Source organism: Reyranella sp. (assembly GCF_965279465.1).
GTDB lineage: Bacteria > Pseudomonadota > Alphaproteobacteria > Reyranellales > Reyranellaceae > Reyranella.
Map to the genome: position 1 here is coordinate 2325953 of NZ_OZ257242.1, position 24807 is coordinate 2350759.

Consider the following 24807-nt stretch of genomic DNA (forward strand, 5'->3'; position numbering starts at 1 on the left):
TATGGTCGACATCCGCGTGGAGAAGGTGGCTGAGCGGCCGGGCTACGCCCGGATCGTCATCTCGCCGCTCGCGGCGCCGGAGACGGCGCCCGGGGTCATCATTCGTCGCGAAGGGTATCAGGAACAGAACCTGGGTCACCGCGGCTGGCAAGTCCGGGAGGAGGAGCTCGTTCCAGCCGAAGTCGCGGGAACGGCGGATGCCACGATACTGCTGCTGGGTCCGCAGGTGACCCGTCACCTGGAGTCCGCGCCCTACCTGCTGAGGATTCCGTCCCTTCGCGTGCACCAGCACGTCTTCTGGCCCGACGACATCGACATCTTCGACGGCGAGCTGCCGCCGGAGAAGGCGGCTGCCAAGCCTCGGGAGGCTGACGAACAGACGATAATCAAGTTGGACAAGCCACAGGAACCCGATCCGCCGAAGCCGATCAAGCCGGAGAAACCTCCGGAAGTCGTCAAGCCCGCGCCCGGTCCGAACCGGCGCCCGATCTACGTTGCCGCGGGAGTGCTGCTGCTCCTTGTGGTCGCCGGCGCGGTGGCATGGTTCGTGTTCGGCGAGCCTTCGAAGCCGCAGCTGGTGCCGAAGCCCGAGAAGTCGGTTCCCGAGAAGAAAGCGGATGACCCGCCGGCGCCGATGCCGGTGCCGGGCTGGCCGGAGGGCACCGACCCGTTGACGGTGATCGAGGTCGTCCAGCGTGCATCCAATGGGGAGGCGATTCTCGCCGTCGCCCAGCGGCGCTTTCAGGCCGGCCGCTACGAAGATGCCCTTCAGCTTTTCGAGCAGGCCGCGGAGCGCGGAGTCGCGGCCGCGTCCACGGCGCTGGCGCGCATGTACGATCCCAACGGCTTCGAACCGGGCAAGCCGTTCCGCAATCCCGACGGCCGGACCGCGGCGAGCTACTACAAGGAAGCGGTAACCCGGGGCGACGCCAGCGCGGCTGCACCACGCGAGTCGCTACGGCAGCGCCTCGAGAAGGAGGCCGCGGAGGGCAACGGGACCGCCGCCACTGCACTGAAGGATTTCTGGCCATGAGAAGACAATTCGTTGTCTCTTGGATGATCCTCGGCTTGCTCGCCGGCTTCGCGGCGTCGATCCTGCCTGCGACAGCCCAGACGACCGCGGCTCCAGCCGCAGCCCGGCGTCCGCTGGGGGTTCAGGGCCTCGATGGACTTTTCCAGCGGGTGATCCTGAGGCCCGGTGCGGCGCTGTTCGAGCGACCTGAACGAGCATCGTCCTCGCGCCCCGTTCCCGGCTTCTCTGTTTATTACGTCTACACACGCCCTGACGGAGGCGAGTGGCTCGAGGTGGGATCGGCGCTCGACGGTCGCACCCAAGGTTGGGTCGAGGCGTCGAAAGCGATCGACTGGAAGCACAATCTCGTTCTCGCGTTCAACAATCCGGCAGGCCGCGAGCGGGCCATGTTCTTCCGCGAGGTGGCAACGCTCAAGGACCTGTGGCTGAAGGCCCCCGAACGCCCTGCCGCCGTGGCCCGGTTTCGCCAGGAAGTCCAGGCGGGCCGCGACGACAACGTGGTCGCGCTGGAGCCGGAAACGTTTGTCGACATCACGCGGCAGTTCTATTTCCTGCCGATCCTGTCGGCCCAGCGCATCGAGAACGAGCGGACGGAGCGGGCGCGGCTGCTGGAGGTGATATCGGCACCCGCGTCACCTCCGCCGCAACGGCCGATCGCGGACTCCGAGGCGCTCAAGAACTACAAGGGTGTGATCGTTTTCGTGATCGATTCGACCACGAGCATGGGGCCGTACATCGAGCAGACTCGCGCGGCGATACGCCGGGTCATCGCCCGCATGCGCGATACCGCGGTCCGGGACAATTTTCGTTTCGGGATCATCGCCTACCGCGATGCCATGCAGGGCAATGCGGCGCTCGAGTATGTCACCAGGCCGTTCTACCTGCCGAGCTTCGTCGATCCCGCCGAAAAGGTCCTGGAGAACATCGACAAGATCCAGGAGGCGAAGGCCAACAATCAGGATTTCGACGAGGACGCTCTCGCCGGGGTGAAGCTGGCCCTGGACAAGGTGAACTGGCAGGACTTCGCCGGTCGCTTCCTCATCCTGATCACCGATGCCGGCACGCGCGATGCCCATGATCCCCTGAGCGAAACCCATCTCGGGATTCCGGAGGTCAAGGCCCTGGCGCGTTCCGAAGCAAAGCGGGTCGCCATCAGCGCGATCCACCTGCAGACTCCCGTCGGCAAGGGCAACAACAACCATGCGCGGGCAGAACGGCAATACCGCGAGCTCACGGAGTTCTCCGGCGCCGGCAGCCTCTATTATCCCGTGCCGGGAGGCAGCGAGTCGGATTTCAAGGCTGTCGTCGACTCGCTGACGGACGCCTTGCTGCAGCAGGTGTCGAATGCGGTCGGACGGCCGATCGGCGGGATTCGTCCGGCCCAGACGGCAACCGAGCGGCAAATTTCGGCCCAGTCGGAGGTCGTGGGCACGGCGATGCGCCTGGCCTATCTGGGCCGCTCGCGCGAGCAGACGGTACCGGATGTCGTGCGCAGCTTCGTGCTCGACGAGGATCCCGTCGATCCCAAGCCCTTCCGCAAGCCCCTCGACGTCCGGGTCCTGATCACCAAGAACCAGTTGTCGGATCTCGCGAAGACCGTGAAGACGATCATCGCCACCCACAACGCGAACAAGCTGTCCCCCCAGGATTTCTTCGGCCAGGTCAGGGCGGCCACGGCCGCTGCCGCGCGCGACCCGCGTCGCATTGTCGAATCGCAGCGGCTCGCCGGCATGTTCGGCGATTTCCTCCGCGACCTTCCCTACGAGAGTCCGGTGATGGAGATCACGCCCGATCAATGGAAAGACGGCATGGCGCCGAGCGAACGCACCGAGATGATCAATGGCCTGTCCGCGAAGCTCAGGCTGTACGAGGAACTGAACGGTCAGCCCTCGCTCTGGGTCAACATCGACGGCCGCCAGGGCGGTGACACGTTCTATCCCTTGCCCATCGACCAGCTCCCATGACGCCTGGGGACAACGGCGGGCCTGTTCTTTCCTTGCGGGACGTCGTGTGCGTCCTCGGCGAACGGGAGCGCTTCACGCTCCTCGTCGATGCGTTCGATGTCCTGCGCGGCGAGGCGATCGCACTCGCCGGCCCGTCCGGCTCTGGCAAGTCGACGATCATGAACCTGCTCGCGCTCGCGCGGAGGCCCGCCAGGGTCGGCCAGTTCCATTTCTTCCAGCGCCACGGCCAGGGCTATGACATCGGCGCGCTGTGGGACAGCGGCGACGATGACGGCCTGACCGCCATCCGCGCCGCGCACCTCGGCTATGTCCTGCAGCAGGGTGGCCTCCTGCCGTATCTTTCGGTTCGCCAGAACATCGCCCTCGGACAGTCGATCCTGGGCGAGGTCGATCGCCAGCGGGTCGAGGACGTCGCCGGGCGGCTGGAAATCGCCAGGCTGCTGGATCGCCCTCCGGCGGCCCTTTCCGTCGGCCAGCGCCAGCGGGCGGCGATCGCGCGCGCGCTCGTTCACCGGCCCGATCTCGTGCTGGCCGATGAGCCGACCGCCAGCGTCCATCCCTCGATCGCTGCGGAGATCCTGGGCCTGCTCGTCGAGCAGTGCATCGAGGAAGCGACGACGGTCGTCGTCGCCACGCACGACCCGGAACTGGCAGCCCGCAAGGGCTTCGAGATCGTCGATGTCAACAGCTCGGCCGGAGCGGAGCAGGCCGAAAGCTCGGTCCTGTCGCGGATCGTGCAGACGGCAAGGCCCTCGTGAGCAACCGCGTCGGATTGGTGGCGTATCTGTCGCTCCGCGATCTGCTCCACGAGACGCGGCTCACCGTCTGCTCTATCGCTTCGCTCGCCGCCGTGCTGGCTCCACTTATTCTCCTGTTCGGGCTGAAGAACGGGTTGATCGAAGGCTTGCGGGCGGGCCTCATCGAGAATCCACGGACCAGGACCGTCGTCAACAGCGCCAACCGCGGGTTCGACGACGCCTTCTTCGAGCGGCTGGCGGCGCGCCCGGACGTCGTGTTCGTCGCGCCACGGCTGCGGACATTGAACAGTGAAGCGCGCTTCGAGCGACCGGATCGGCCGGGGCAGGTGCGCCGCGGCGAGCTCCTGGCGAGCGGAGCGGGCGATCCGCTTCTCGGCCCCCTGCCGTCGCCGAACGGCCTGGAAGCCGTCCTGAGCGAGTCGCTCGCGGCGCGCCTCGACGTTTCCGCGGGAGCGACTCTCGTCATGCGTGTCTCGCGCGCCCGGGATACGGAGGTGATGACGCAGCGCCTGACGGTCGTCGGCGTCGCGCCCCGCGCTTCGTTCGCGCGCGATGCCGTCTTCGTTTCGCTCCCGCTTATGCTGCTGGCGGACGATTTCATGGACGGCAGGATCGCGGCGAACGCGAGTATCTCGGACGTCGCCGTGCGCGGGCGAACCTATGCAGGGTTTCGGGCCCATACGCGCAGGCTCGAGGATGTCCCGATCCTCGATACGGCCCTGCGGCAGCAGGATGTGGAAGTCGAAACTCATGCCGCCGAGGTCCTCGGCCTCCTCGGCCTCGAGCGCAGCCTCAACCTGCTGTTCGTCCTGCTCGCTGCCCTGGGCGCCGTCGGCTTCCTCGTGTCCCTGGGGGTCGGGCTCTATGCAAACGTCGAACGAAAGCAGCGCGAGCTTTCGCTGCTGCGCCTGATCGGCCTGTTGAAGCGCAACGTCATGCTGCTGCCCATCCTGCAGGCGGCGGCCGTCGGCGCGATCGGGGCGGCGGTTGCGGCCCTCGTGGCGATCCTGGGATCGGGCCTGCTCAACCGGCTGCCGCTCGTGGACCAGACGCAGGATGGAGGGCGTCCCCTCTGCCTCATCGAACCGTGGCATCTGCTGGCGGCGGCCGCGATCTCGATCGTGGGCGCCGTTTTCGCGGCCGCGTTTGCGGGGAGGCGGGCAGCGGCGATCATGCCGGCGGAGGGTTTGGCAGATGCCTGAACGATCCGGAAATCAATGGCGGCGGACGGCCGCTGCGGTCGCCGTCCTGTGCGGCGTCATTGCCTCGGGCAACGCCATGGCTCAGGCCGGCGCGCCGACCTGGCCCGTTGAGGCGTGGAATCCCAGGCCGTTGCCCGGCGACCTGGTGCTGCCTCTGCCCTGCGGCGGTGCCATGGCCTTTCGACCCGTCGAGACGCCGGCGCCGCCAGGGGCGCTTTCGGATCGCCAAGCCATGCTGGGATGGAGCAATCCCGACACCGACTACAGCGAATTCCTGCACCGCTCGTTCGTTGCCGGCGGCTTTGCCGGCACAACGCCGGGGGCGCCCCGCCGCTATTTCATCGCCAAGTACGAGGTGACCGTCGACCAGTATGCAGCGGTCGCCGACGCCGAATGCGGCGCGCTGCCGACTGCCGGCGGCCGGCTGCCCAAGGCCAATGTCGCGTGGCACGAAGCCGTGACCTTCACGGTCCGGCTGTCGTCCTGGCTGATGAAGAACGCCCGGCAGGCGTTGCCCCGGGAGGGCGAGGCCATCGCCTTCGTGCGGTTGCCCACGGAGCCGGAATGGGAATATGCCGCGCGGGGCGGCAACGAAGCGAAGGACGATGTCGAGTTCGGCGCCCAGACATTCCGGATGCCCGAGGGCATTCAGCGCTACGTCTGGTTCCAGGGAACGAAGTCGGCCGGCGGCGCCACCCATCCGATCGGCCGGCTGGAGCCTAATCCTCTGGGGATTTTCGACATCCTCGGCAACGTGTCCGAATGGATGATCGAGCCCTATCGGCTGAACAGGGTCGGCCGTGCCCACGGCCTGGCCGGCAGCCCGGTCGCGCGCGGCGGCGACTATCTTACTCCCGAAGGACGAATCCGCAGCGCCTTGAGACGCGAAGTGCCGGCCTTCAGTGCCTCGACCGGCGAGCCGGCGCGCTCGCCGCAGATCGGCTTCAGGCCGGTCCTGGCGCGCACGACCACGACGAGCGACGGCGAGGTGAAGGCCATGCAGCAGGCGTTTGCCGAGGAGACGCAATCGAACGCGAGTGCGGCCGACGATCCGGTCGAGCTGCTCAAGCTTCTCCGGCGCGACGTGCCCGACGACAAGCTCAAGTCCGGACTGGAGCGCCTAGAGGCATCGTTGCAGACGACCAACCGCGAAATGAGGGAGAAGGACGCCCTGGTGCTGCGCGGCGTGATCAGGACGGCGGTGCAGAGCGCCCGCCAGATCGTGGTGGAACGCACGACGCAGGACGTCGCAACCGGGATTGCCGAATGGCAGAAGGTCGTCGGCGCAGCTCTACAGGAACTGATTGTGAGCCAGCAGAAGCTGGCGGCAGGCGTTCGAGACGACTCGGTGCGCGGCGTAGTGCGCAGCCAGGAGAACCAGACGCGCAACATCGCCAACACATTCGACAAGATCGCCAAGATGATGACCGACTACACGGCCAGACGATCGGCGGCGATGGCGTCCATAATGTCCGAGTATCAGCGAGTCGTGACGATGGCGGCTGGCATGGCCGATCGGGAAGGGCTGGATCGGGAAGGCAAGGTCGTCATCCAGGAACTCGAGCCGCAGTCGCGCGATGGCTATCTCATCGCCTTCGCCAGGGTGGCGTTGGGACACATGAAAGCGGCGAAAGCGGGGACTCCACCGCCGCCCGCGCAGGTCGAGGCCGATCTGATCGCCACCGCGAACGCTCTGCAGCGCCCGCCGACGCGCAAATGAGCTTGAATCGGATGAGCGCGATTCGAATGACGACCGATGCCCGTCTGAGCGGGGCAGGCGGCCCCCTTCGATTGCATGCAGGCAGCCTTTATTGCATGATCGGTGATGGGGTGCGGCGCGTGCCCGAGCGACGGTTCGGGCGCTGACGCCCGAGGGCTGGTTGGGGGAAAGATGGCCATACCTCGTCTCGTGCTCAAGACGGATATTTCGGCGCTCCGCCCGGTAACGTACGAGGGGCAGCCGGTTTCGGCGGCGTACGATCGGATCGCGGCCTTTCTCCGGGGTCAGTCCCTTCAGCTGTTTGCCGAGCCCGTGGAAAGCGGCACGAATCGCTCATGGTATGGCGAAGGCAGCGGCGAGCCGGTGCCGATGGCCGACCTTCCGCTTACCAGCAAGGCCGCCGCAGGAACTCTTCTGACGCGGGCCCTGGAGGCGCTCGATCCATTGCTGGACGACCGCGAAATGGGACCTTTGCTGCGACGGGCATTGGTCGTGCCCTCGCTGCAGTCGGTCCTGACGCTCGACGATGCCGTGGTCCTGACCGAATGGGGGTTCGCCCCGGCCGATCTCAGCGAGGATCCGGCGGCTCTCGCAAGCCATGTGCGCTCGATCTTCGGCGACTACAGCGCGCGGCTCGCCGCGATCACCGAGGACTTCTTCAGGGAGGTGCCCTCGGGGAGCCGCCCGGTCGGCAGCAGCGCCGTCGGGGCGCCTGCGCCCGCGAGAGTGCCCGTGGCGTCGGCAGCCGCCGGCGCGGCGGCCGGCAGGACCGCCGCCGCGGTCGCAATGCCCCTCGCGCTACCGGCGACCGGTGCCGGCCGCGGGCGGCAAAGCTTCTGGCTGGTGCCATTGTTCGCCGCCGTCGCAGCCCTCTTTCTCATACTCGGATTCTGGCTGGCCTGGTCGCACTTCGTGAAGGATCTCTCGAGCCGCCAGTTCCAAGCATCGCTCGGCGACGAGAAGTCGGCCCAGCTGGCGATCCAGACGCAGCGTGACACGAACGCGGCCCTGGAGCGCGAGCTGGCGAATGCGCGGCGCCTGCTGGAGTCGGCGAATGTCTGCTCGCCGGATTTTCCGAACGGCGGTCCGGGCGGCGGTGTGGCGCCGCTGCCGGAACGGCAACCGATCAACCCCAGCACGGTGCCGACGCCGGCACCGCAGAAGAAAGGGGAGGCGCCGACACCGTTCAACGGATCGCTCGCGAGCCTTCTCGAGCACGCTACCGCATGGATCGTCGTCCAGACGCCGAAGGGCATCACCTCGGGCACCGGATTTTTCGTCAACACGGATACGATCGTCACCAATGCGCATGTCGTGCAGGATGCCGCCGACGGGCGTGTGTACGTCACGTCCAAGGCGATGGGCCGGGTTTTCCGGGGGCAGGTAGCGGCGATCACCCGCGGTGCGGACGGCGGTCATGTCGCTGTCGGCGGCCAGGACTTCGCCGTCGTCCGCCTGTCCGAGCTCGTGCCGGGCGCCCAGCCGCTGGCGTTCAGCGAGAAAGTGGAGAAGCTGACTGACGTCGTTGCGGCCGGATATCCCTCGGCGATTATCAAGCAGGAGGAGGCCGTCCGTGAGCTGGCGCAAGGCCACCTGACCGGAGCGCCGGAGCTCGTCCTGACCCGAGGCAGCATCAGCTCCATGCAGCAGTTGCCCAACGGTCTCACCATCATTCCGCACTCCGCCGACATCTCGGCCGGCAACAGCGGCGGGCCGCTTGTCGACCTGTGCGGCGCGGTGCTCGGCATCAACACGTTCGTCACTGCCGCCGACCGTTACGTCGACAGGACGAAGTATGCCTTGCGGTCAGATGCGATCATGCAGTGGCTGACGCAGCAAGGCGTGTCTTTCCAGCAGCGCCCGGGCGACTGCCGTCCCGCTGCTGCCAGTGCGCCGGCACCCGGTCCTTCCGCCGCGGCCGACCCGTCGGGTGCCGTGCCGGGATCGGCCAAGCCACAAGCCGGTCCGACGGCCAAGTAGCGGCGGGATCCCGAGATGGATGGCATCCTGATCGCCACGACCGTCAACGCCGAGTTGCAGACCCTCGGCACCGGCGGACAGCGCACGATCCACGCCTGGGACCAGATCGTGGGCTTCGTTCGCCATACGCTCGGGCCGGAGCACGCGGCGCTGTTCGCCGAGCCGAACCAGGATCCCAACCGGGGCGTCACCGACTGGTATGCGTCAGTGCCAGGAGAGGCCGCGGTCCTCGACACCCTGGCGCCGCCCGAGCGGGAGGCGGCGACAGCGACGTTGACGCGACTGCATGATGAGATCAGCGCGGCCAGCGAGCGGCTGCGCCAGAGCGGCCGCGAAGAAGAACGGTTTCTCGGCGAGATGCTGGCTCTGGCCCTGATCACGCCGGCGTCCGACTACATTCGGGTCGTCGGAAAGCAGCCCGTTCTGGTCGCCTGGGGGCACACCCTGGTCAATGCGGCGATGAATCCGGAGCTGCTGATCGGCAGGCTTCCGTCGCGCGCGGCGCGCGGGCCTGCTCCGCAGGGCGCCGCCGGGGCTGGCCCAATGCGAATCGTCGGGCCGCCGCCGCCACCGGTATCGCAGGCGTGGAAGTACGTGTTGGGGGCGCTCCTGCTGGCGTGCCTGCTGCTGTTCCTGCCGCTGCTGTTCCTGCTGCTCGATCCCCTGCATCTGTTTCGGGCAACGGCAGCGCAGTGCGTCGTCGCTCCGTCCGATGTCGCACTGCTCGACGAGTTGCGCACCGAGACCCAGCGCGAAAGCAGCCTGCGCGATCAGATTGCCCGCGTGGCGCTAGAGATGGGCAACCGCCGGGCCGCATGTCCTCCGCGGCCGGCGCCCACGCCCACACCCGCGCAGACGCCCGAACCGAAGAAGGAGCCGCCGACGGTCGGCAGCAACGAGTTGAAGATCCCGACCGAGAAATCGGGTCCGACGCCGATGAAGTTCCTCGAGGGCTGCTGGAAATCGGATGCCGGAATCCTGGAAACGCTCACCAAGAAGCCGATCACCATCACTTTCTGCTTCGATGCCGACGGCAACGGACAGCGCACTTTGACCTATGCCAATGGCAGCACCTGCAAGGGGCTGGCCAAAGCTCGGCTCGACGGCACCAAGCTCGAGATCAAGGCCAATCGCGCACCCTGTTCCAATGGCGGCACGTTCTCTGCCGCGACGACGCAGTGCCGACCCGACGCCGACGGTACCGCCCATTGCGACAACACCGGCGAGGACGAGTCGAGACCGGGCGTGACGAATCATCGGTTCTTCCGCGAGGGCGCGCGATGAGGACAAAGCCGGGACGTGGCATCGTCGACGGACAGCCGTCGCAGGCGAGACGAGGGAGGCGCTAGGCGCCGCATGCAGACCCTGGCCGTCGTTCCGCTGTTCGGACATCGTGTCTCTCTTCCCGCCGGAATTGACCACGCGACCGCGCACGCCCAATTGACCGCCCTGCTGGCGCAGGCCGCGGGCCCGGAGGCGGCCGGCTTGTTCGGCGAGCCGCGGCAGTCCGCCGCCGGAATCGAATACGTCATGCCGGAGGGACGCGTCGCCCGGTTCGACGAACTGGACGGCGAAGGACGCACCGCGCTGCGTGCCGAAATCGGCCGGTTGATCAGCCTGCTGCGGCGCGCGGCCGAGCAGGCGGCACAGCGCGATCCGGCCCGAAGTGCAGGCTGGCCCGCTCTGGTTTCAGGCGCCATCGAGATCCCGAGCTTCGAGCTGGTGTTTGCCCGTGAAGGTCGTCCGGTGCTCGCGGCGTGGGGGCTGACGCCTGCGACGGCGCCGTCCGGCCTCGGCCTGCTGCGCGTGCTGGACGACGGCCGGGCAGCCGAGCGCCGCGTCGCCTTTCCGATCTGGGCGGCGGTCCTGTCGCTGCTCGCCCTGATGGTATTGGGCGGCATGGCCGCCGTCGCGACGCCGCTCCTCGTCGCCTTGTTTGATCCGCCGGAGGCCGTATGCCGGATCGCGCCCGGCGATCAGCAGGCGTTCCTGCAGCTCGACACCGAAAAGAAGCGCGAGCAGGAGTTGCGGCGCAGGCTGGCCTCGCTGCAACAGGAAGCGGGCGAGAAGCGCTCGGCCTGCCCGATTCCGACTCTTCCACCGCCGCCTCCGCCGCCCCCACCGGTGCAGAAAGCCGAGCCGGGGCCGCAGGTGGCGCCTCCACCTCCGCCGCCACCGCCGCCTCGGGCGCAGGTCGAGCCGCCCAAGCCACTTCCGCCGGCGCCGCCGGCCCCCGCGCCACGCCCTCCGCCCAACACGCAACCCTGCAATGTCGAGACGCAGAGCGGCGGCGCCGGCATCACGAACACCAAGCACTATCTCGGCCCTCAGCCGGGCCGCGTGCGACTCAACTACAACACCCTGCAGGCGCCCGATCGGATCGTCGTCATCTACAAAGGTCGCGTCCTGGCGCAGACTCGAGGCTTCGTCCCGGGAATTGGCGCCTTCGAGTTCGACTGGAATCCGCCTCCGAACGCACCGGCCGGCGACTACGTCGTCAACGTGGAAGTGACCGGAACGCCCGGAGTCGCCACAACGATCTGGCGCTACAATCTCGGGTGCCCTGCACGATGAACGGTGACTGCAGATTCCGATTGAATTTTGCGATTGATAATCGCTAGGATCAACCGGTGCGGGTGGCGGGGCGTGTATGTTACTCGGGCACCGGGGGGAGACATGGACATGAGCGTGACGACATCATGGGGCAGGAAAGCCTTGGTTGTAGTCCTATGTGCATCGTTGCTTGGTGGTTGTGTCACGACGTCGACACCGGAAGTCGGCTTGACTCCCGAGCAGGCCGCGCTGCGTCAGCAGAAGGAAAACTGGAACCGGACCGTGGCCACGGGGGCGCTTGCGGGTGCGGCACTGGGGGCAGGTATCGGCCTTGCCGCGGGTGGCTCGAACCGAGGTGCGGCGGCTCTTGTCGGAGGGCTGCTGGGAGCCGCGGTGGGAGGTCTTGCCGGAGTGGCCGTCGCGGATCGCAATCTCAAGTTCGAGAATCGCGAGCTCAGCGCGGAGCAGCGCATCGCTGCGGCCCGGGAATCATCCCAGAATCTCGAATCGCGGGCAGTGACCTCGGAGGCGCTTGCGGTGAAGAATCGCGCCCGCCTGGATCAGCTCGACCAGCAGTATCGCTCGAACCAGATCACCGCTGCCCAGTATCGCGCCGAGGCGTCCGGCATGCGCAAGGATGTCGATCTCATCAAGGAAAGCGCCAACGACGCACAGAGCGCGCGCAGCAAGATCGTCACGAGCAGCCAACAGGTGCCCGGACTCATGGCCGAGGAGCCGAAGATGAGCGCCGCGCAGCGGCGGCTCGAGCAATCTGCCGACCAGATCGAGGAGAAGCTCAACCGGATCCCGACGACATGATGGCAGCTTGCGTGCGATGCCTTGGTTTCGGGCGCGAAGTGCTCATGACGCTGGCGGTTTGTGGGGCGGTATCGGCCTGCGCCGACACCAGCAACACGCCGGCTAGTCAACGCGGGTTTTTCGGCGGGATCGGCGCAGCGGTGAGCGGTAGCGACGAGAGGCGCGCCGCCGGCCTGGAACAAAGCGCGACCGATGCCGAGCGAAAGAAGCAGCAACTGGAGGCACGCCTGGGAGCGGCCAACGCGGACGCCGCGCGTACCCAGGTGCAGGTGCAGGCCGCCGAGCAACGGCTCGCGGCCGTTCGAAGCGATCTGCAGCGGCAGAAGGAGCGCTTGGCTGCCCTGCGGGCTGGATCGCCGTCGGGTTCATCTGCCGAGGAGGCCGCTCGGCTCCAGAAGGAACTCGACGCGCTCGAGCGGGAGCGGCGTGCCGCGCAGGACGCCAGCACCGCCGTAACGACGGCAACGTTGCGTAATCTCGAAGAACGGACCCGTGCAATCGGTGTTGCGCTGGATCGGCTTGGAGCGGTTTAAGGGAACTTTGAGCTAATTGTCGCCCGCACTAGTTCCGGGTAGGCGCCGGCAGCATCGACTGGCGGAGCATCCACAACCAATCGAGCAGTGGGCCAACAGCCCGAGCGTCGCAATCGAGATGGAGCAAAAACCGATCTGGCGCGGCCTGTTATCCAGACGGACGGGATATCGCCGGGACATTGAGACGCGTAGTCGATCATCCGACAGCGCCGGGGCTGATTGGGATGCGTAACTGAATGCGACAAGTTCAGACAGGGTGTCCGACACAATTCTCGAGGCCATCATGCCTCGAGGCGCGCACCTCTCTGAAGTTTCCACTCCGCGGGAAATACTTTCATCGCCTCCGCGAGTGTCGGCGCCGCATCTGCACGCCCGTCTAGGACAGATTCCACAGTCGCGGGGGCCAAGAGCGTCAATCTTAGCACCCGGCTGATATAGGATGAATTGATCTTCTCCGCCTTGGCGATCTCCTTGATCGTCGTGTACCGACCAGTCTCAAGCATCTTCTGCCACCGGAACGCGCGCGCAATTGCCTTGAGCAATGTTCTGTCGATCTCAGGCGCCAGAGGCGGCACGGGCATGCCGTCAGGCGCCAATACGATCTTGCGACCGCCGCGCTTACGGACGGCAAAAGGGACCTTGATGGTGACTATGGCTGCATCTGGTGCGGGCATCATGCGGCTCTCCGGACGACGTCACCGATGGCCCCAAGTTCTTGCACAATGTGGCCCAACCCTTGCGTTCGAAGCCGCAACTCCAGACCGTCCGGCTTAAGCTCGATCCTCTGCACCAGCAGCTGCACGATGCGGGCTTGCTCCGCCGGGAATAGTTCCTTCCACAGCGGATCGAGGCGCTCCAGCGCTTCGCGTATCGCTTCCTCTGGCAACTCAGCACCTTGGGCATTTGCCCCGCGCCACGTTGCCATGACGACTTCCGGAGACTTGAGTAGAATCCTTAGCTGCTCGATCACCGCGGCCTCGATCGCAGCGGCCGATACGCGCCGTATCGCGGCGTCGGAGATCTCACCCTTCAGCGCCGCCTGGCAGACATAGTAGCGATAGAGCTTGTCGTCTCGGCGGCTGTGGGTCGGGCTCATGGCCCGGCCGCTTGGACCGAACAGTAGCCCCTTCAGCAACGCCGGCGTCGGCGCCCGCGAGCGGCATGCGCGCATCCTCGGGCTCTCGCGCAGGATCGACTGCGCCTTGTCCCAGAGGGACTGGTTGATGATTGGCGCATGCTGGCCGGGATAGGCGATGCCCTTGTGAACGGCGAGGCCGACGTACACGCGGTTGCGCAGGATCCGGTAGAGATTGCCCTTGTCGATTATCCGCCCGCGGTGGCTGCGGACTTCGTCGGCCCTGAGCTGCCGGGCAAGCACAGTTGCCGAGCCAATCTTCAGGAACCGCTCAAAGATCATTCGAATGACCGCGGCCTCCGGTTCATGGATGACCAGCTTGCGGTCCTGGACACGGTAGCCCATCGGCACGAAGCCACCCATCCACATGCCGCGCCTGCGCGAGGACCCGACCTTGTCGCGAATGCGCTCGCCGATCACCTCGCGCTCGAACTGGGCGAAGGAGAGCAGCACATTCAGCGTCAGCCGCCCCATGCTGGTGGTGGTGTTGAACGACTGGGTGACGCTGACGAAGGTCACGCCGGTCCGATCGAACACCTCGACCAGCCGGGCAAAATCCATGAGCGCCCGGCTCAGTCGGTCGATCTTGTAAACGACGACCACGTCGACACGATCGGCCTCGATGTCATCGAGCAGGCGCTTCAGGGCGGGCCGCTCCAGCGTGCCGCCCGAGAAGCCGCCATCGTCGTACTGGTCAGCCAGTTCGACCCAGCCCTCGGCGCGCTGGCTGGCGATGTAGGCGCTACAGGCCTCGCGCTGGGCGTCGAGGCTGTTGAACTCCATGTCGAGACCTTCCTCGGTCGACTTGCGCGTGTAGATGGCGCAACGGAGCTTGCGGACGACCGGCTTCTTCATGCCGCGGCTCGCCGGTTCTTCAGGCCGAAGAAGACCAGCCCGTTCCATCGCGTGCCGGTGATCGCTCGCGCGATCGCCGAAAGCGACTTGTACGGTCGGCCCTGCCACTCGTAGCCGTCCTCCATTACCGTCACTGTGTGCTCGACGCCCTGGTACGCCCGAAGCAGGCGAGTACCGGCGATCGGCAGGTCGCTGCCACGCACCTTCCTCACGGTGATGTTGCCGCCGTCGAGTTGCTCGCCAAGTTGCTCGAGCCGGCGGACCGTCTCGGGCTTCCGCCCGCCGTAGGCCAGTTCCTGAATGCGGTACGCCAGCCGGCTCTCGAGGAAGCGCCTGTTGTAGGGCGGGGGCGGCGTGTCGAAGAGCGCTCGCCATTGCTCCTTCAGCTTGGGCGTCGGCATCGCCTTCAGGGCGGCGACGCGAGCCAGTACGGTGTCGTTTTCCTTCATGCCGTTCTCCGTTTCGGAGCGTCGGCATGACCGCTCTGGTCGGGCAGGAAGTCGACGGAACTGTCTCCATGGTCGGCAGATAGTCGACTGGACTTACGCGCGTGGAGACGCATGAGGCCGAGCGCCAGCCGCTCGCCGAGTTCGGCGATGCGCTCGTCAGCTGTCATTTGTTCAGGGTGAAGAGGATTCACGATCAATCGCACCGAAGTTGCGGTGTGACCAATCTAGTTGGAAATTCTCCTGCCTGATCATGTTGGCCGCAATGAGCGGGTCTGTGCGGGGTTCTGCGTGTTTATGCGGGTATGCGCACTGCGAGATCGGCGCAGGTCTCGGCGGAAGGCGGCTGCTCACTATTGAACGGCTCTCGCGAGACCCGGTGCGGCGGAGCGTCGGGAAGCACCAAGCCACTCATTGAGCTCGGACCACCGTCGCCGGCCCGAGACGTTCTTCACCGCGATAGCAACGGCCTTTTTCTGCCCAACCAGGACGACCAGGCGTTTGCCCCTCGTCACGCCTGTATAGAGCAGGTTTCGCTGAAGCATCGCATAGTGTTGGGTGAGGACCGGGATCACCACCGCCGGGTATTCGGAGCCCTGGCTTTTGTGAATCGTCGCTGCGTAGGCTGGCAACAGCGTGTCGAGTTCTCCGAACCCATAGGTGACCGCCCGACCGTCGAAGCTGGCAATCAGTTCGCCGGTATCCGGGTCGACATCGTCGACGTAGCCGATGTCGCCGTTATAGACCTCTTTGTCGTAGTCGTTCTCGATCTGCATGACCTTATCGCCGGGCGCGAAGGTCCAGCCGAAGCGCTCGACCTTGCGCTCGCCGGCGGGGTTCAGGGCCTTCTGCAGTTCGATGTTGAGCGAACGGGCGCCTACGCCACCGCGGTTCATTGGGCACAGCACCTGGATGTCGCGGATGGGATCGAGGCCAAAGCGCGCCGGGATCCGGGTTTTGACGAGCTCGACGATCCGCAGCACGGCGGATTCGGGATCCTCGGCCTGGACGAAGTAGAAGTCGCTGTCGCCATTCGGCTTCGCAAGATCCGGCATCGCCCCCTGGTTGATCCTGTGCGCGCTGGAGATGATCCGGCTCTGGCGGCCTGTCGGAACACCTCGGTCAATCGGACGACCGGCACCGCTCCAGAGGAGATCACGTCGGCCAGGACCTGGCCCGGGCCGACGGACGGCAGCTGGTCGAACTCGCCCACGATCAGCAGCGCGGCATCGTCAGGAACGGCTTTCACCAGCGCCTGCATCAGCATGATGTCGACCATCGAAGTCTCGTCGATGACCAGCAGATCGCAGTCGAGCGGGTTGTCGGTTGCGCTTGAAGCCACCACCCTTGGGATCAACCTCGAGCAGCCGGTGAATGGTCTTGGCTTCGAAGCCAGTTGCCTCCGTCATGCGCGTTGAAGATGTTGCCCTGGCTCTTCAAGAATCTGCTGGCGCTGTCGGGCATGCCGCTGGACCGCGCGGCGATGTCGAGCGGGCCGCCGATTACTGCTGGCAAGAGTGCGACGGCGACCGGCTGGTCGATCACCGCGAGGCGCTCGGGGCTGCCTGGAGGCACTACGAGATCCTGCTGGCATACGCGTCGGACCTGGTAGCGGCCGAGACCGCCCTGAAGCCGCAGGGGTGGCTCTCGACCGAAAAGCGGATGAACTTCGCGGCCGAGAGCCTGGCCGGAGCAGACGGAGAATGCTCACGGCTGGTCGTAACATGCCCTCGGCGCCGTACGATCCATTGCGCTTCCGGGGTAGCCGGGGGCGTGCGACGCTCCCACAGAAGGGCGAACGCTCGCGGTCACTCCCAAACCGGAATGCCCCCATGGATATTGTTGGCACGGACGTCCGGGGCGCCCTCACGTAACCATCGCCGCGCCACATGGAGGCTCTTAAAGAGCTTGATGGGACGCTCGCCGCGCGTCACCTCTGCAAACGCCTCAGCAAAACCTCGGCGGCGGGGATCCACGACGAAGGCCACGGGGCCCCGCGTCTTGGCAGTCGGATCTCCGCGCAACATCGCCGCCACCCTTTCCACCTGCTCCGGTGTCAGATCAGAGTGCGAGCCCGTCACGTCGATGATCTTGGCGTATGTCGGCACGTTGGCGGCGACCAACTTCCTCGTATTCTCGGCCATCTCCTCGGCAGTGACTTGGCCGCGGGCGATGATCACGACCAAGCGTTCAATGGGCAGGATATCCATATGAATGGGCATCAGCGACCTCTCTGATGGGGGCGTCGCGAGCATCGCCGACGGCGCGACTCAACGTGCGGAGTCCCTGCCGGCTGCTCGTGACAATGCCATTTGATGCCGGGGGTTACATCGCACTTTGGAACCTCGCGGGCGCATCCCGCCGGCGGTGAGGCGGGTCGGCGGGGAATCTTGGGGCAGCCCGGAGAATTTGAAGCCGTAGCGAGCCCCCGCTGCGAGACGCGCGCGGATGTGGTCATTCGCGACCGAGGCGCTCTACGGGCAGATTTCTGGGCTTGGCGCCCTCGACCGGGGGCAATGAAACTCGGTGAGGGCTGGCGGCCGGCGGAGAGAAAGTTGGAGTTCGCGCCAACAGCGGACACAGGGTATGCAAAGACTGCGCCGCAACGGATGCGCCATGCGATCCCGGCGTTTCCTCCGCTAGAGCCAGTGCACGGCTGCGATCTCGACGGCCAACATAACGAACGTCAGTGCAACAATCAGGGTGAACGGGTCGCGAAGCAGCTTATCCATCGGGCCCTCCTGGTTGATGCGGTAGAGAACGCACAGACCGTCGAGCTGGCAATGCGGCCGAGCTAAGGCGTCGGTGGATAACATTGGCGCTCGACACGGCCCGAGCGGCGCCTCCGCTTACAGCAGGTGCACGAGCACCATTTCGCCGGCCAGCAGTGCGAACGCTAGGGCCGTCAGCAGGATGATTCGGTCGCGGGGTCGAACGATCATGGCGTGGTCATAGCAGGGAGGCGCGCCTGGGCCCGGGGCGGCGGTATTGCCCCGGCTGAGTGCAATCCTACTGGCCCCGCTCGGCGGGGCCTTTTTCGTGGTTGCAGGCTCGGCCCGACGCAGCGGAACAACGGTCTCCGCGCTGTCGTTGAAAGTGTAAATGTTCCTCTCGCGGAGATGGCAATGACCTACACTGGCGATGCGCGACACGAGCCGGCTGGGCTTGGCACGGTGGATTTCTTGGGGTTTCTGGTTGCCGCGGTCATGACCCTGGGACCGTTGGCTGCAACGGCACTATTTGCTCACTGAAGGTGACCGATCGTGGGTCGGCCATATGCGGCGACGCGGCGTCTATCCGCGACTCCTAACGGCTGACGACACGACACGGCGGGGCGGGCTGCGGCTCTCCCCGGCGATGCGCTGGCCCCGCTCAACGGGGGCTTTCCAATTGGCAGCGATTGCGAAACCGGCGCGTTGCCATCGGGCTCCGACATGTGGACCGGAAAGAGGCGAAATGCGCGAATGGAAGCCCGGCGACTTGGGTCGTCACCGTCAACAGGGGTTTGTCGGTACCGCAGCCGCGCAAAGACAGCAAACGCAAGGACCCGGTGGAATGGGTCGGTGAGATCGTCGGGCCGTCGCTGCTCGGGCCAGGCTGGTGGAGTCAGCCGAATCGGGCCCAATGGCGGCCGTCGCGGCGGCTTCGCCGTGCCCGAGAATGAGATTAAGCCTCGCAAGCGCCGATGACTCACGCTGCGGCAAGACCCTCTTCGGACTTCGGCTGAGCTTTTCCGGGAATTGTTGCGGTGGCGCGCCCGATGCTACCGTCGCGTGAATTCGCCAAAAGGGGAGGGGACATGCCAGCGTACTTCATCGTTCAGAGCACGATCAGCAACGAGGCTCAGTATCAGAAATACCGAGATGCGGTCATCCCGCTGATGGCTCGTTTCGGCGCCAAGATCATCGTCCGAGGGGCCAAAGTCGAGGCGCTAGAGGGTCAGCACGATGGGCGAAGGATGGTGATCTTCGAGTTCCCCTCGATGGACGCAATTCACTCCTTTTGGAATTCGCCGGACTATGTCCCGGTGAAGAAAATCAGAGAGGGGGCCGCCGCGCTCGATGTTTGGGCGGTCGAGGGCGTGTAGCGCCGAGCGGCATACCTTCCGGCCCCGACGAGCGGGGCTTTCTTTGCGGCTGGAGCGCAACATTCCGCCGCCAAATGATCTCAGTTCCTTCGGTAACCTACCGTCACCATGGGCGTTTGTAGCCCTGGTGCCTGTGCGCAGCGCGCGGGCCGGGTATTGGGTGACAAGCGTGGCAGACGTGATACGGGACACCTTCGGGTGGATCCTCGATAATGGGACGTGGTCAGCGTCCATCGTTGCGGGCGTAGTGTTGTGTGTGCTCTTCGCGCTGCCGGCGCCGCGCCGTAGCGAGAAGTGAAGGAGGCTGGGCTTCGTTGCCGGGGCGCCGCCTCATTGCCGGGGAGCCGCCTCCGTCGCGGTGACGCTCTTTGCGCGCCTCGTGTCGCGATTGCCCTGACGCTTCCGCCAGAGAACCTTTGATCGCCGGTAGACGTTGTCTATCGGTGAGAAGGGGGGGCGGCGCAGTGGCGAAGCAAGATGAGTTGCGAGCGAAGGCCAAGAGCAAGCGACACCTAGCCAGCGTGGCCCGGCGCGTTGCGCCCGGCATGTCCCTGGCTCGAGGCCGGACGTCTTTGCTCGAGGCCGCGCGCAAACTTCAGGCGGAGGCGTCGTCCCTTGTGGAGCAAGCCGACGCCATTGACGGTCGCTCTCGTAGAGGCGGTTCGGCGAGCGACGCTGAGATCGGTCCGCGCAAGCGCCGTTGACTCGCGCCCATGCCCTAGCCACCGGCTCCGCGATCTGATCGGCCAGGACAATGCCGTCTCAGCCGTGCCCGTATCGTGACGGCCCGATAGCAACCTCGATTGCCGCCTCGCTGAGGACGTCAAAGAGGGCGCCGGTAAGCTCTGCAGGCGTGGGCCGCGCGCCCTCTCCCTTGCGATGCAGCTCCTCGACGACAGGCCAAACGGCCGCCCGGAACGCCTGGAGGTCGACGTCCATGATCCCGTTGGCCGTTCCTATCCACTCGTGGAGGCATCGTGGCAGCGCCTCGGGCGGTTCCTTCCCGCGCTTGCGCCACAGCTTCAGGCAATGGACCTGAAAGACCGTCTGGAAGTGGCCGATGAAGGCGTCGCGCGGCAGCCGCAAGCCTATTTCCCCTTCGCCAAGGCCCGACCGGCTTCCTTCAATGTCACGCTATGCGGCCGGGTGACGGCCTTCCTGTCGTCCGCAGTGTGCTGGCTTTGATCATGCATCACCAGCCCTTCGCGCGCGCAGTCGTCGGCCAGCTCGATCGCGTCTTCACCCGGCATGCCGAGCCGATTCGGCGACGGTCTGGATTGCCACCCACCAATTCGGGCGGCGCGGGTTTCGGTCGCGAGGGCGCTGCAGAACCGCCGGGCGCGCTCAACAGATTTCCGGTGCTTCATCCCGCTCGCGCTCCAACTCGTCCTGCAGGTCGAAGAAGACGTCGCCGAGCATGTCGTCGACATAGCCCTCGACGGCCTTGGCAATCACCTTGTGGCTGATGCCGTGCTTCTCGGCGAGACGGTCGAGCAGCAGCTCGATCTCGTAGGTTGCCGCGACCTTGTCTCGCCTGATCTCATCGAGTGCGGCAATCGGATCGCGGCGGCTCATGTTTCGCGGCCAGACGCCGGGCAGCGGCAGTTGGACCGTCATTGTGTCCCCCTGGCGCGGGCGTAGTGGTGGCGGGCCGCGTCGAGTAGCCACCGGGCGATCTCGCCACGCGGCCATGAACCGCCGACAGGATGGAAGACTTCCCAGAAATCTTCGCCGCCGTCGGGATGGTGGATGCGGCCGCTATGTGCGCCGGCGGCGTGGTCTGGATCCACGCATTGATCTCAACCGCCTGTAGCCAGGTCAGCACCGCCTCGAGGTCGTCGCCCTCGGGCTCGGGGACCGGCACACGCCTTCCTATGCCGACCGGCCATTCGCCAGGCAGCTGCATTTGCAGTTCCATAGACCCCTCCACGAACTTGCGGGGACTCAATGCCGGGACCGGGAGAGACGTTCCCGCCGTCCAGCTGCTATCGTGCCACGATGAATTCATGGCTTGCGCCCTTGAGGAGTTGATGGCCCATACCCGCACGGAGATAGTAAGCCTAATGAGTCATAGCGCTGGCTCCAGCTATCTGTAGCTTGGAGCAGCACAACTACTTGGGGAAAGTTGATATGCGAATTCTTACTTTGGCTTGCGTCGCGATTCTGGCGACAGCCCCGGCGTTCGCGCAGTATGGCACTGGCAGCAATTCCAGCAGCCACGGCACACGCGGCTACACCACCGGGAACGGAACCTATGTCCAGCCACACCGGCAGACCAACCCGAACGGCACGCAGTACGACAACTACAGCACGAAGGGGAACTACAACCCCTACACGGGCGCGACGGGCACCAAGACGCCGAAGTGGTAGGCGTTCTCTGCTGCGGCTAAAGCATCTCGCTAGTGCCTTGATCGCCCCGCTGCTCGCGATGCCGGCCGCCGCCGAGGTCCGGACGGTCGACGGCGATACCCTCAAGCTCGACGACGGCAAGCTCTATCGCCTCTGGGGCATCGACGCCGCGGAGAAGGGCCAGCGATGCGCCGGTGGATGGCGGGCTGGCGTCGCGGCGCGAACCGAGCTGAGGCGCCTCATCGCCGGACACGCCATCGCCTGCGAGCCGCGCGACAGGGACCGCTACGGCCGCATCGTGGCCCTATGCCGGGCCGACGGGGAGGATCTCGGCGCGGCGATGGTGCGCGCCGGCATGGCTTGGGCGTTCGTCAAGTACAGCGGCGACTATGTCGAGCAAGAGCGGGCGGCAAGCGCCGAACGCGTCGGCGTGCATGCCCACGACTGCGCGAGACCTTGGGACTGGCGGGCCCAGGAACAGAGCCGGCCGCCAGTGTCAGAGGCAGCGCCACGATGAGCGAAGAGCAGCGCGACCCTACGTCTCGACCCCGCTAGCAGTGATCGACGAGCACCAACGTCTCTGCCCGATGTGCCACCGGGTGATCGACGTGCGCGACCTCGACGAAGCGGCGAAGCACCTCGAACCCGGGCATCTGGCGCCGGGCGCGATCGACATCGGGTGAGACTTGAGGCGCCTGGAGATGGAAAGATGGCGAGAGATTAGTGGCCAACTCATCGACTTCTTGAATTCAACCTGCAACAATCTTCAGGATTGATGAGGATGAGGATGTCAGCAGGTCTTAAGATCAGTCGCGCGCGGCGCAGCATTTTCAGAGCTGTCGGCATAACCGCGGCGGCCGTGTTTGCAGCGAGCACCTATCGCAAGCCGGCTGATGCGCAGTTCCTAACTCCCGCCCCTGCTGATATCCCGACATTCAAGGAGGACACTGCGACCTCCATCAAGGAATCCAGCACTTCAACTAAGGACACTTCTACCACCACAACCTCATCTCCCTCCCGAGACCCTTCCGGAACTAAGGTCTGCTTCGCAAGAGGCACGCGTATCCGAACGGCGAAAGGTTACCGCCCGGTTGAAAGCCTCGTGGCGGGCGACGAAGTTGTCGCGCGGTTCGCCGACTTGTCCCCGATCCGGGAGGTCACGAACTTCACCCTGCGTCGGACGGGGCCGAATGCGAGCTGGGCCGGGGCGTCGCGGCCGGTGCGGGTCAGGGCGGGCGCGCTGGGCGACAACTCTCCGGCACAGGACATAATGCTCACCGCCTCCCATTCGGTCTTCACCGGCGGCGTGCTGGTGCCGGTGGTCAACCTGGTCAACGGCACGACCATCGTATTCGAGACAGCCGACGGGCACGAGACGCTCGACTTCTTCCACATCGCGCTCGCACGGCACGACGTGCTCGATGCCCAAGGCGCGCCTTGCGAATCGTGGCGCGATGCCGCCGTCGAGGCGCCGTGCGTACCGATGCTGAGCTATTGCGGCGGCCGCGACGAGGTGCACTCGCGCCTGCGCAGCGCCGCGTCGATCGTCATCGACCGTCGTCAGCCCCTCGACATCATTCGTGACAACTTGGAAGAACGGGGGTTGCGGATGGCAAAGTTCGGTAACTCTGCCGATCAAGGGGAGAATTGGGTCTTGTCGTAGCCGTCGTCCCGATCGCCTCACATTTGCCACGGCCTGTCTGACATCCCGATCTACACGAGCGGTATCGCGTCAAGCTCCGCGCGATGGCGGCCGGAGTGACGCCGGTATGGGCCAGCCTTCAGACGGAGATGGTGGAGGCGAGCGAGCTTCGCCGCTAGGGCCGCAAATCTGCCCTCTGGGCTCGATCTTGAGGGCGCGGCGCTCAGTGAGCAGCTATGGGCATCCTGGTGCGGCGGCGGCAGAGACGCCGTCCGCCGCTTCACTGTCCCACGCTTGATAGGTGGGACACCTAGCTCTCGTGTTCCGAAACGAACTGAGTAGCTATGCGGCTCTCGCGAAGCTGAGACCATGCTCTTCGAGTCGGTCGCGAATGATGTCAATGGGCTGCCGCCGGTCGATCACCAACGATGCCACGCTGCGCAGATGGGAGCGAAGCTTGCTGCGGCCGCCGTCGAAGCCCAGCAGCGGTGCACAGCGGTCCATCCCAACCCTGTATAGCGATTCGAAGGATGCACCTTGCACATCCAGGATGTCGTGGCGCTCAAGCTCGATGTTGAAGAAGTCGAGGCTGCCCTGGCCGTCGGCCGCCTTGACGTGGATGCTGCTTCCGTTGACCAGGTCGCCGGCTTTCATCAGGAAGCCATCGACATAGACCGGATGAGAAGCCGTGACACAAAGATCCGATGTCGGCAGGCTCTCACCAAGAGCGCCACGCCGGATGACGACGGGTAGGTTGTCCGGGTTACCGTCCCATTGCCCTGCCGTGCGGGTCAGGGTGTGGCCGACCATGGCCTTGATTGGCGCGAAGCCCCCGAACCACACCGCGACCTCGTCGCCCACGGTCAACGTTTCGATCGGCCGGTAGGCCACGCGCGTTCGGACAAACGTGCCTCGCGCAAAGCAGTTGCCGCCGCCGGATGAACCGCCAGTCCCCGGCTTCTTACCTTTCAAGAGGTCGAGGAGAAGGTCGAGAAGGCTGCCAAGACCATTGGGCTGCGACTGCGCCGCTGCCTGCTTGTGCGGAATGCCAATTGCTATGGCCGAGCCTGCTATCAATCCGACTGCTTTAAGCGCGTTGCGCCGCGCGCGATCAAATTTGGGAGTCTCACTCACGCCGACCTCCACTCAATTGCATTCAATGCAATAACCTTGAGCGTCCAGCGGCCTCTAAGCCACACGCAATCGAGCGTGGGGGCGGAGCATTATGGTTACGCCAAAGGAGTGCAGCATGGACGAAACCCGAAGCGCTGTTCGGACGTTACCGGCGCCGTCGAATCGGTGTCGATTGTCGCGCAGCCAACCGGGCCGCCCTCAAGACAAAGGTGCGAGTTACTCTCGCTCGTCATTCGCAAGTTCCTCGATCGCTTCCCTCGTTAGGTCGCGCATCCCAGTCTCAGTATCGTCAACGGTGGCGCCCTTGGCGTCCTTCAGGTCATTCAGCGCGTCGATGACCTCATCGGCGGTGTTGCATCCGATGTCGGTTCGGCCGGGGACTCGGATGACGAAGCGGGTATTGGACATGTCCATCTCCTGTTGCGGGTTCCTTGATGTTCAACGCGCCCTCGAAGCGGAAAGTGCCATGGTGAGCGAGGGTGCCAAAGAGGCGCGCCGGACCCGCTGAGGTCGACTCCAACACTACGCGCTAGCGAGCAACTACTACCCAAGCAGGAATCGCGGAGTCCGTAGCCACTGGCGAGCAACCTGCGACTG

26 protein-coding genes and 1 pseudogene are annotated in these 24807 nt (G+C 65.6%); 16 read left to right on the top strand and 11 right to left on the bottom strand.

What is annotated here, in order from left to right; translation table 11 throughout:
• Position 1: 1 nt before the first annotated feature.
• The 10 genes from ACQY8M_RS11330 to ACQY8M_RS11375 all read left to right on the top strand — a co-directional run bounded on the left by ACQY8M_RS11330 (position 2) and on the right by ACQY8M_RS11375 (position 12562).
• Entirely contained in the window at positions 2–1033 is a 1032-nt protein-coding gene (locus ACQY8M_RS11330; protein ID WP_428671927.1) for a hypothetical protein, read from the top strand.
• Complete coding sequence (locus ACQY8M_RS11335; RefSeq protein WP_428671929.1) at positions 1030–2997, top strand: vWA domain-containing protein; 1968 nt, start codon at positions 1030–1032, stop codon at positions 2995–2997. Before ACQY8M_RS11330 ends, ACQY8M_RS11335 begins: the two co-directional genes overlap by 4 nt.
• A 44-nt stretch (positions 2998–3041) precedes the next feature.
• Positions 3042–3755: an ABC transporter ATP-binding protein gene (locus tag ACQY8M_RS11340; protein ID WP_428671931.1), complete on the top strand. Its 714-nt coding sequence runs from the start codon at positions 3042–3044 to the stop codon at positions 3753–3755.
• Entirely contained in the window at positions 3752–4957 is a 1206-nt protein-coding gene (locus tag ACQY8M_RS11345) for an FtsX-like permease family protein (protein WP_428671933.1), read from the top strand. The genes ACQY8M_RS11340 and ACQY8M_RS11345 overlap by 4 nt, the downstream gene beginning before the upstream one ends.
• A complete protein-coding gene (locus ACQY8M_RS11350; protein ID WP_428671935.1) occupies positions 4950–6677 on the top strand; it encodes a formylglycine-generating enzyme family protein in 1728 nt (575 codons plus the stop codon). The genes ACQY8M_RS11345 and ACQY8M_RS11350 overlap by 8 nt, the downstream gene beginning before the upstream one ends.
• Positions 6678–6848: 171 nt before the next feature.
• Positions 6849–8657: a S1 family peptidase gene (locus ACQY8M_RS11355; protein WP_428671937.1), complete on the top strand. Its 1809-nt coding sequence runs from the start codon at positions 6849–6851 to the stop codon at positions 8655–8657.
• A gap of 15 nt (positions 8658–8672) precedes the next feature.
• Entirely contained in the window at positions 8673–9941 is a 1269-nt protein-coding gene (locus ACQY8M_RS11360; protein ID WP_428671939.1) for a hypothetical protein, read from the top strand.
• A 72-nt stretch (positions 9942–10013) separates the two neighbouring features.
• Complete coding sequence (locus ACQY8M_RS11365) at positions 10014–11231, top strand: hypothetical protein (RefSeq protein ID WP_428671941.1); 1218 nt, start codon at positions 10014–10016, stop codon at positions 11229–11231.
• Between the two features lie 108 nt (positions 11232–11339).
• Positions 11340–12029, top strand: coding sequence for a DUF3482 domain-containing protein (locus tag ACQY8M_RS11370; protein ID WP_428671943.1), 690 nt, complete (start codon positions 11340–11342; stop codon positions 12027–12029).
• Between the two features lie 44 nt (positions 12030–12073).
• Entirely contained in the window at positions 12074–12562 is a 489-nt protein-coding gene (locus ACQY8M_RS11375) for a hypothetical protein (protein WP_428671945.1), read from the top strand.
• Positions 12563–12843: 281 nt separating this feature from the next.
• Here the strand turns inward: ACQY8M_RS11375 and ACQY8M_RS11380 are convergent, their stop codons facing one another.
• The 5 genes and pseudogenes from ACQY8M_RS11380 to ACQY8M_RS11400 all read right to left on the bottom strand — a co-directional run bounded on the left by ACQY8M_RS11380 (position 12844) and on the right by ACQY8M_RS11400 (position 17220).
• Complete coding sequence (locus ACQY8M_RS11380) at positions 12844–13239, bottom strand: hypothetical protein (RefSeq protein ID WP_428671947.1); 396 nt, start codon at positions 13237–13239, stop codon at positions 12844–12846.
• Entirely contained in the window at positions 13236–14480 is a 1245-nt protein-coding gene (locus ACQY8M_RS11385) for a recombinase family protein (protein ID WP_428671949.1), read from the bottom strand. The genes ACQY8M_RS11380 and ACQY8M_RS11385 overlap by 4 nt, the downstream gene beginning before the upstream one ends.
• A 68-nt stretch (positions 14481–14548) precedes the next feature.
• Entirely contained in the window at positions 14549–15001 is a 453-nt protein-coding gene (locus tag ACQY8M_RS11390) for a DUF2924 domain-containing protein (protein WP_428671951.1), read from the bottom strand.
• Between the two features lie 350 nt (positions 15002–15351).
• Positions 15352–16419: pseudogene (locus tag ACQY8M_RS11395) on the bottom strand (ATP-dependent DNA helicase); the annotation flags it as partial.
• Between the two features lie 387 nt (positions 16420–16806).
• Positions 16807–17220, bottom strand: coding sequence for a hypothetical protein (locus ACQY8M_RS11400; protein WP_428671953.1), 414 nt, complete (start codon positions 17218–17220; stop codon positions 16807–16809).
• Positions 17221–18123: 903 nt separating this feature from the next.
• On the opposite strand from ACQY8M_RS11400, the gene ACQY8M_RS11405 reads away from it, so the two are divergent.
• Positions 18124–18249 (top strand): hypothetical protein, encoded by a 126-nt coding sequence (locus ACQY8M_RS11405; protein ID WP_428671955.1) that lies wholly within the window; start codon positions 18124–18126, stop codon positions 18247–18249.
• A 548-nt stretch (positions 18250–18797) separates the two neighbouring features.
• Positions 18798–19085, top strand: coding sequence for a DUF1330 domain-containing protein (locus tag ACQY8M_RS11410; protein ID WP_428671957.1), 288 nt, complete (start codon positions 18798–18800; stop codon positions 19083–19085).
• Between the two features lie 762 nt (positions 19086–19847).
• Here ACQY8M_RS11410 and ACQY8M_RS11415 read toward each other — a convergent pair.
• Genes ACQY8M_RS11415 through ACQY8M_RS11430 form a run of 4 tightly spaced genes read right to left on the bottom strand, consistent with a single transcriptional unit; the run spans position 19848 to position 20875 of the window.
• The gene (locus tag ACQY8M_RS11415) at positions 19848–20171 is read right to left on the bottom strand and encodes a hypothetical protein (RefSeq protein ID WP_428671959.1); all 324 of its coding nucleotides are present in this window, start codon (positions 20169–20171) and stop codon (positions 19848–19850) included.
• A gap of 2 nt (positions 20172–20173) precedes the next feature.
• The gene (locus ACQY8M_RS11420) at positions 20174–20452 is read right to left on the bottom strand and encodes a hypothetical protein (protein ID WP_428671961.1); all 279 of its coding nucleotides are present in this window, start codon (positions 20450–20452) and stop codon (positions 20174–20176) included.
• A complete protein-coding gene (locus ACQY8M_RS11425; protein ID WP_428671963.1) occupies positions 20430–20702 on the bottom strand; it encodes a hypothetical protein in 273 nt (90 codons plus the stop codon). Before ACQY8M_RS11425 ends, ACQY8M_RS11420 begins: the two co-directional genes overlap by 23 nt.
• Positions 20699–20875, bottom strand: coding sequence for a hypothetical protein (locus ACQY8M_RS11430; protein ID WP_428671965.1), 177 nt, complete (start codon positions 20873–20875; stop codon positions 20699–20701). Before ACQY8M_RS11430 ends, ACQY8M_RS11425 begins: the two co-directional genes overlap by 4 nt.
• Positions 20876–21215: 340 nt before the next feature.
• Between ACQY8M_RS11430 and ACQY8M_RS11435 the strand changes: the two genes are divergently transcribed.
• The 4 genes from ACQY8M_RS11435 to ACQY8M_RS11450 all read left to right on the top strand — a co-directional run bounded on the left by ACQY8M_RS11435 (position 21216) and on the right by ACQY8M_RS11450 (position 23097).
• Positions 21216–21455, top strand: a complete 240-nt coding sequence (locus ACQY8M_RS11435; protein WP_428671967.1) for a hypothetical protein — start codon at positions 21216–21218, stop codon at positions 21453–21455.
• A gap of 37 nt (positions 21456–21492) precedes the next feature.
• On the top strand, positions 21493–21951 hold the full coding sequence (locus ACQY8M_RS11440; RefSeq protein WP_428671969.1) for a thermonuclease family protein: 459 nt from the start codon (positions 21493–21495) through the stop codon (positions 21949–21951).
• A 40-nt stretch (positions 21952–21991) separates the two neighbouring features.
• On the top strand, positions 21992–22117 hold the full coding sequence (locus ACQY8M_RS11445; RefSeq protein ID WP_428671971.1) for a hypothetical protein: 126 nt from the start codon (positions 21992–21994) through the stop codon (positions 22115–22117).
• Positions 22118–22221: 104 nt separating this feature from the next.
• Complete coding sequence (locus ACQY8M_RS11450; protein ID WP_428671973.1) at positions 22222–23097, top strand: Hint domain-containing protein; 876 nt, start codon at positions 22222–22224, stop codon at positions 23095–23097.
• Between the two features lie 321 nt (positions 23098–23418).
• Here ACQY8M_RS11450 and ACQY8M_RS11455 read toward each other — a convergent pair whose 3' ends face one another.
• Together ACQY8M_RS11455 and ACQY8M_RS11460 are read right to left on the bottom strand one after the other, a co-directional pair.
• A complete protein-coding gene (locus ACQY8M_RS11455; protein WP_428671975.1) occupies positions 23419–24210 on the bottom strand; it encodes a Hint domain-containing protein in 792 nt (263 codons plus the stop codon).
• Between the two features lie 216 nt (positions 24211–24426).
• On the bottom strand, positions 24427–24618 hold the full coding sequence (locus ACQY8M_RS11460) for a hypothetical protein (RefSeq protein ID WP_428671977.1): 192 nt from the start codon (positions 24616–24618) through the stop codon (positions 24427–24429).
• Positions 24619–24807: the final 189 nt, after the last annotated feature.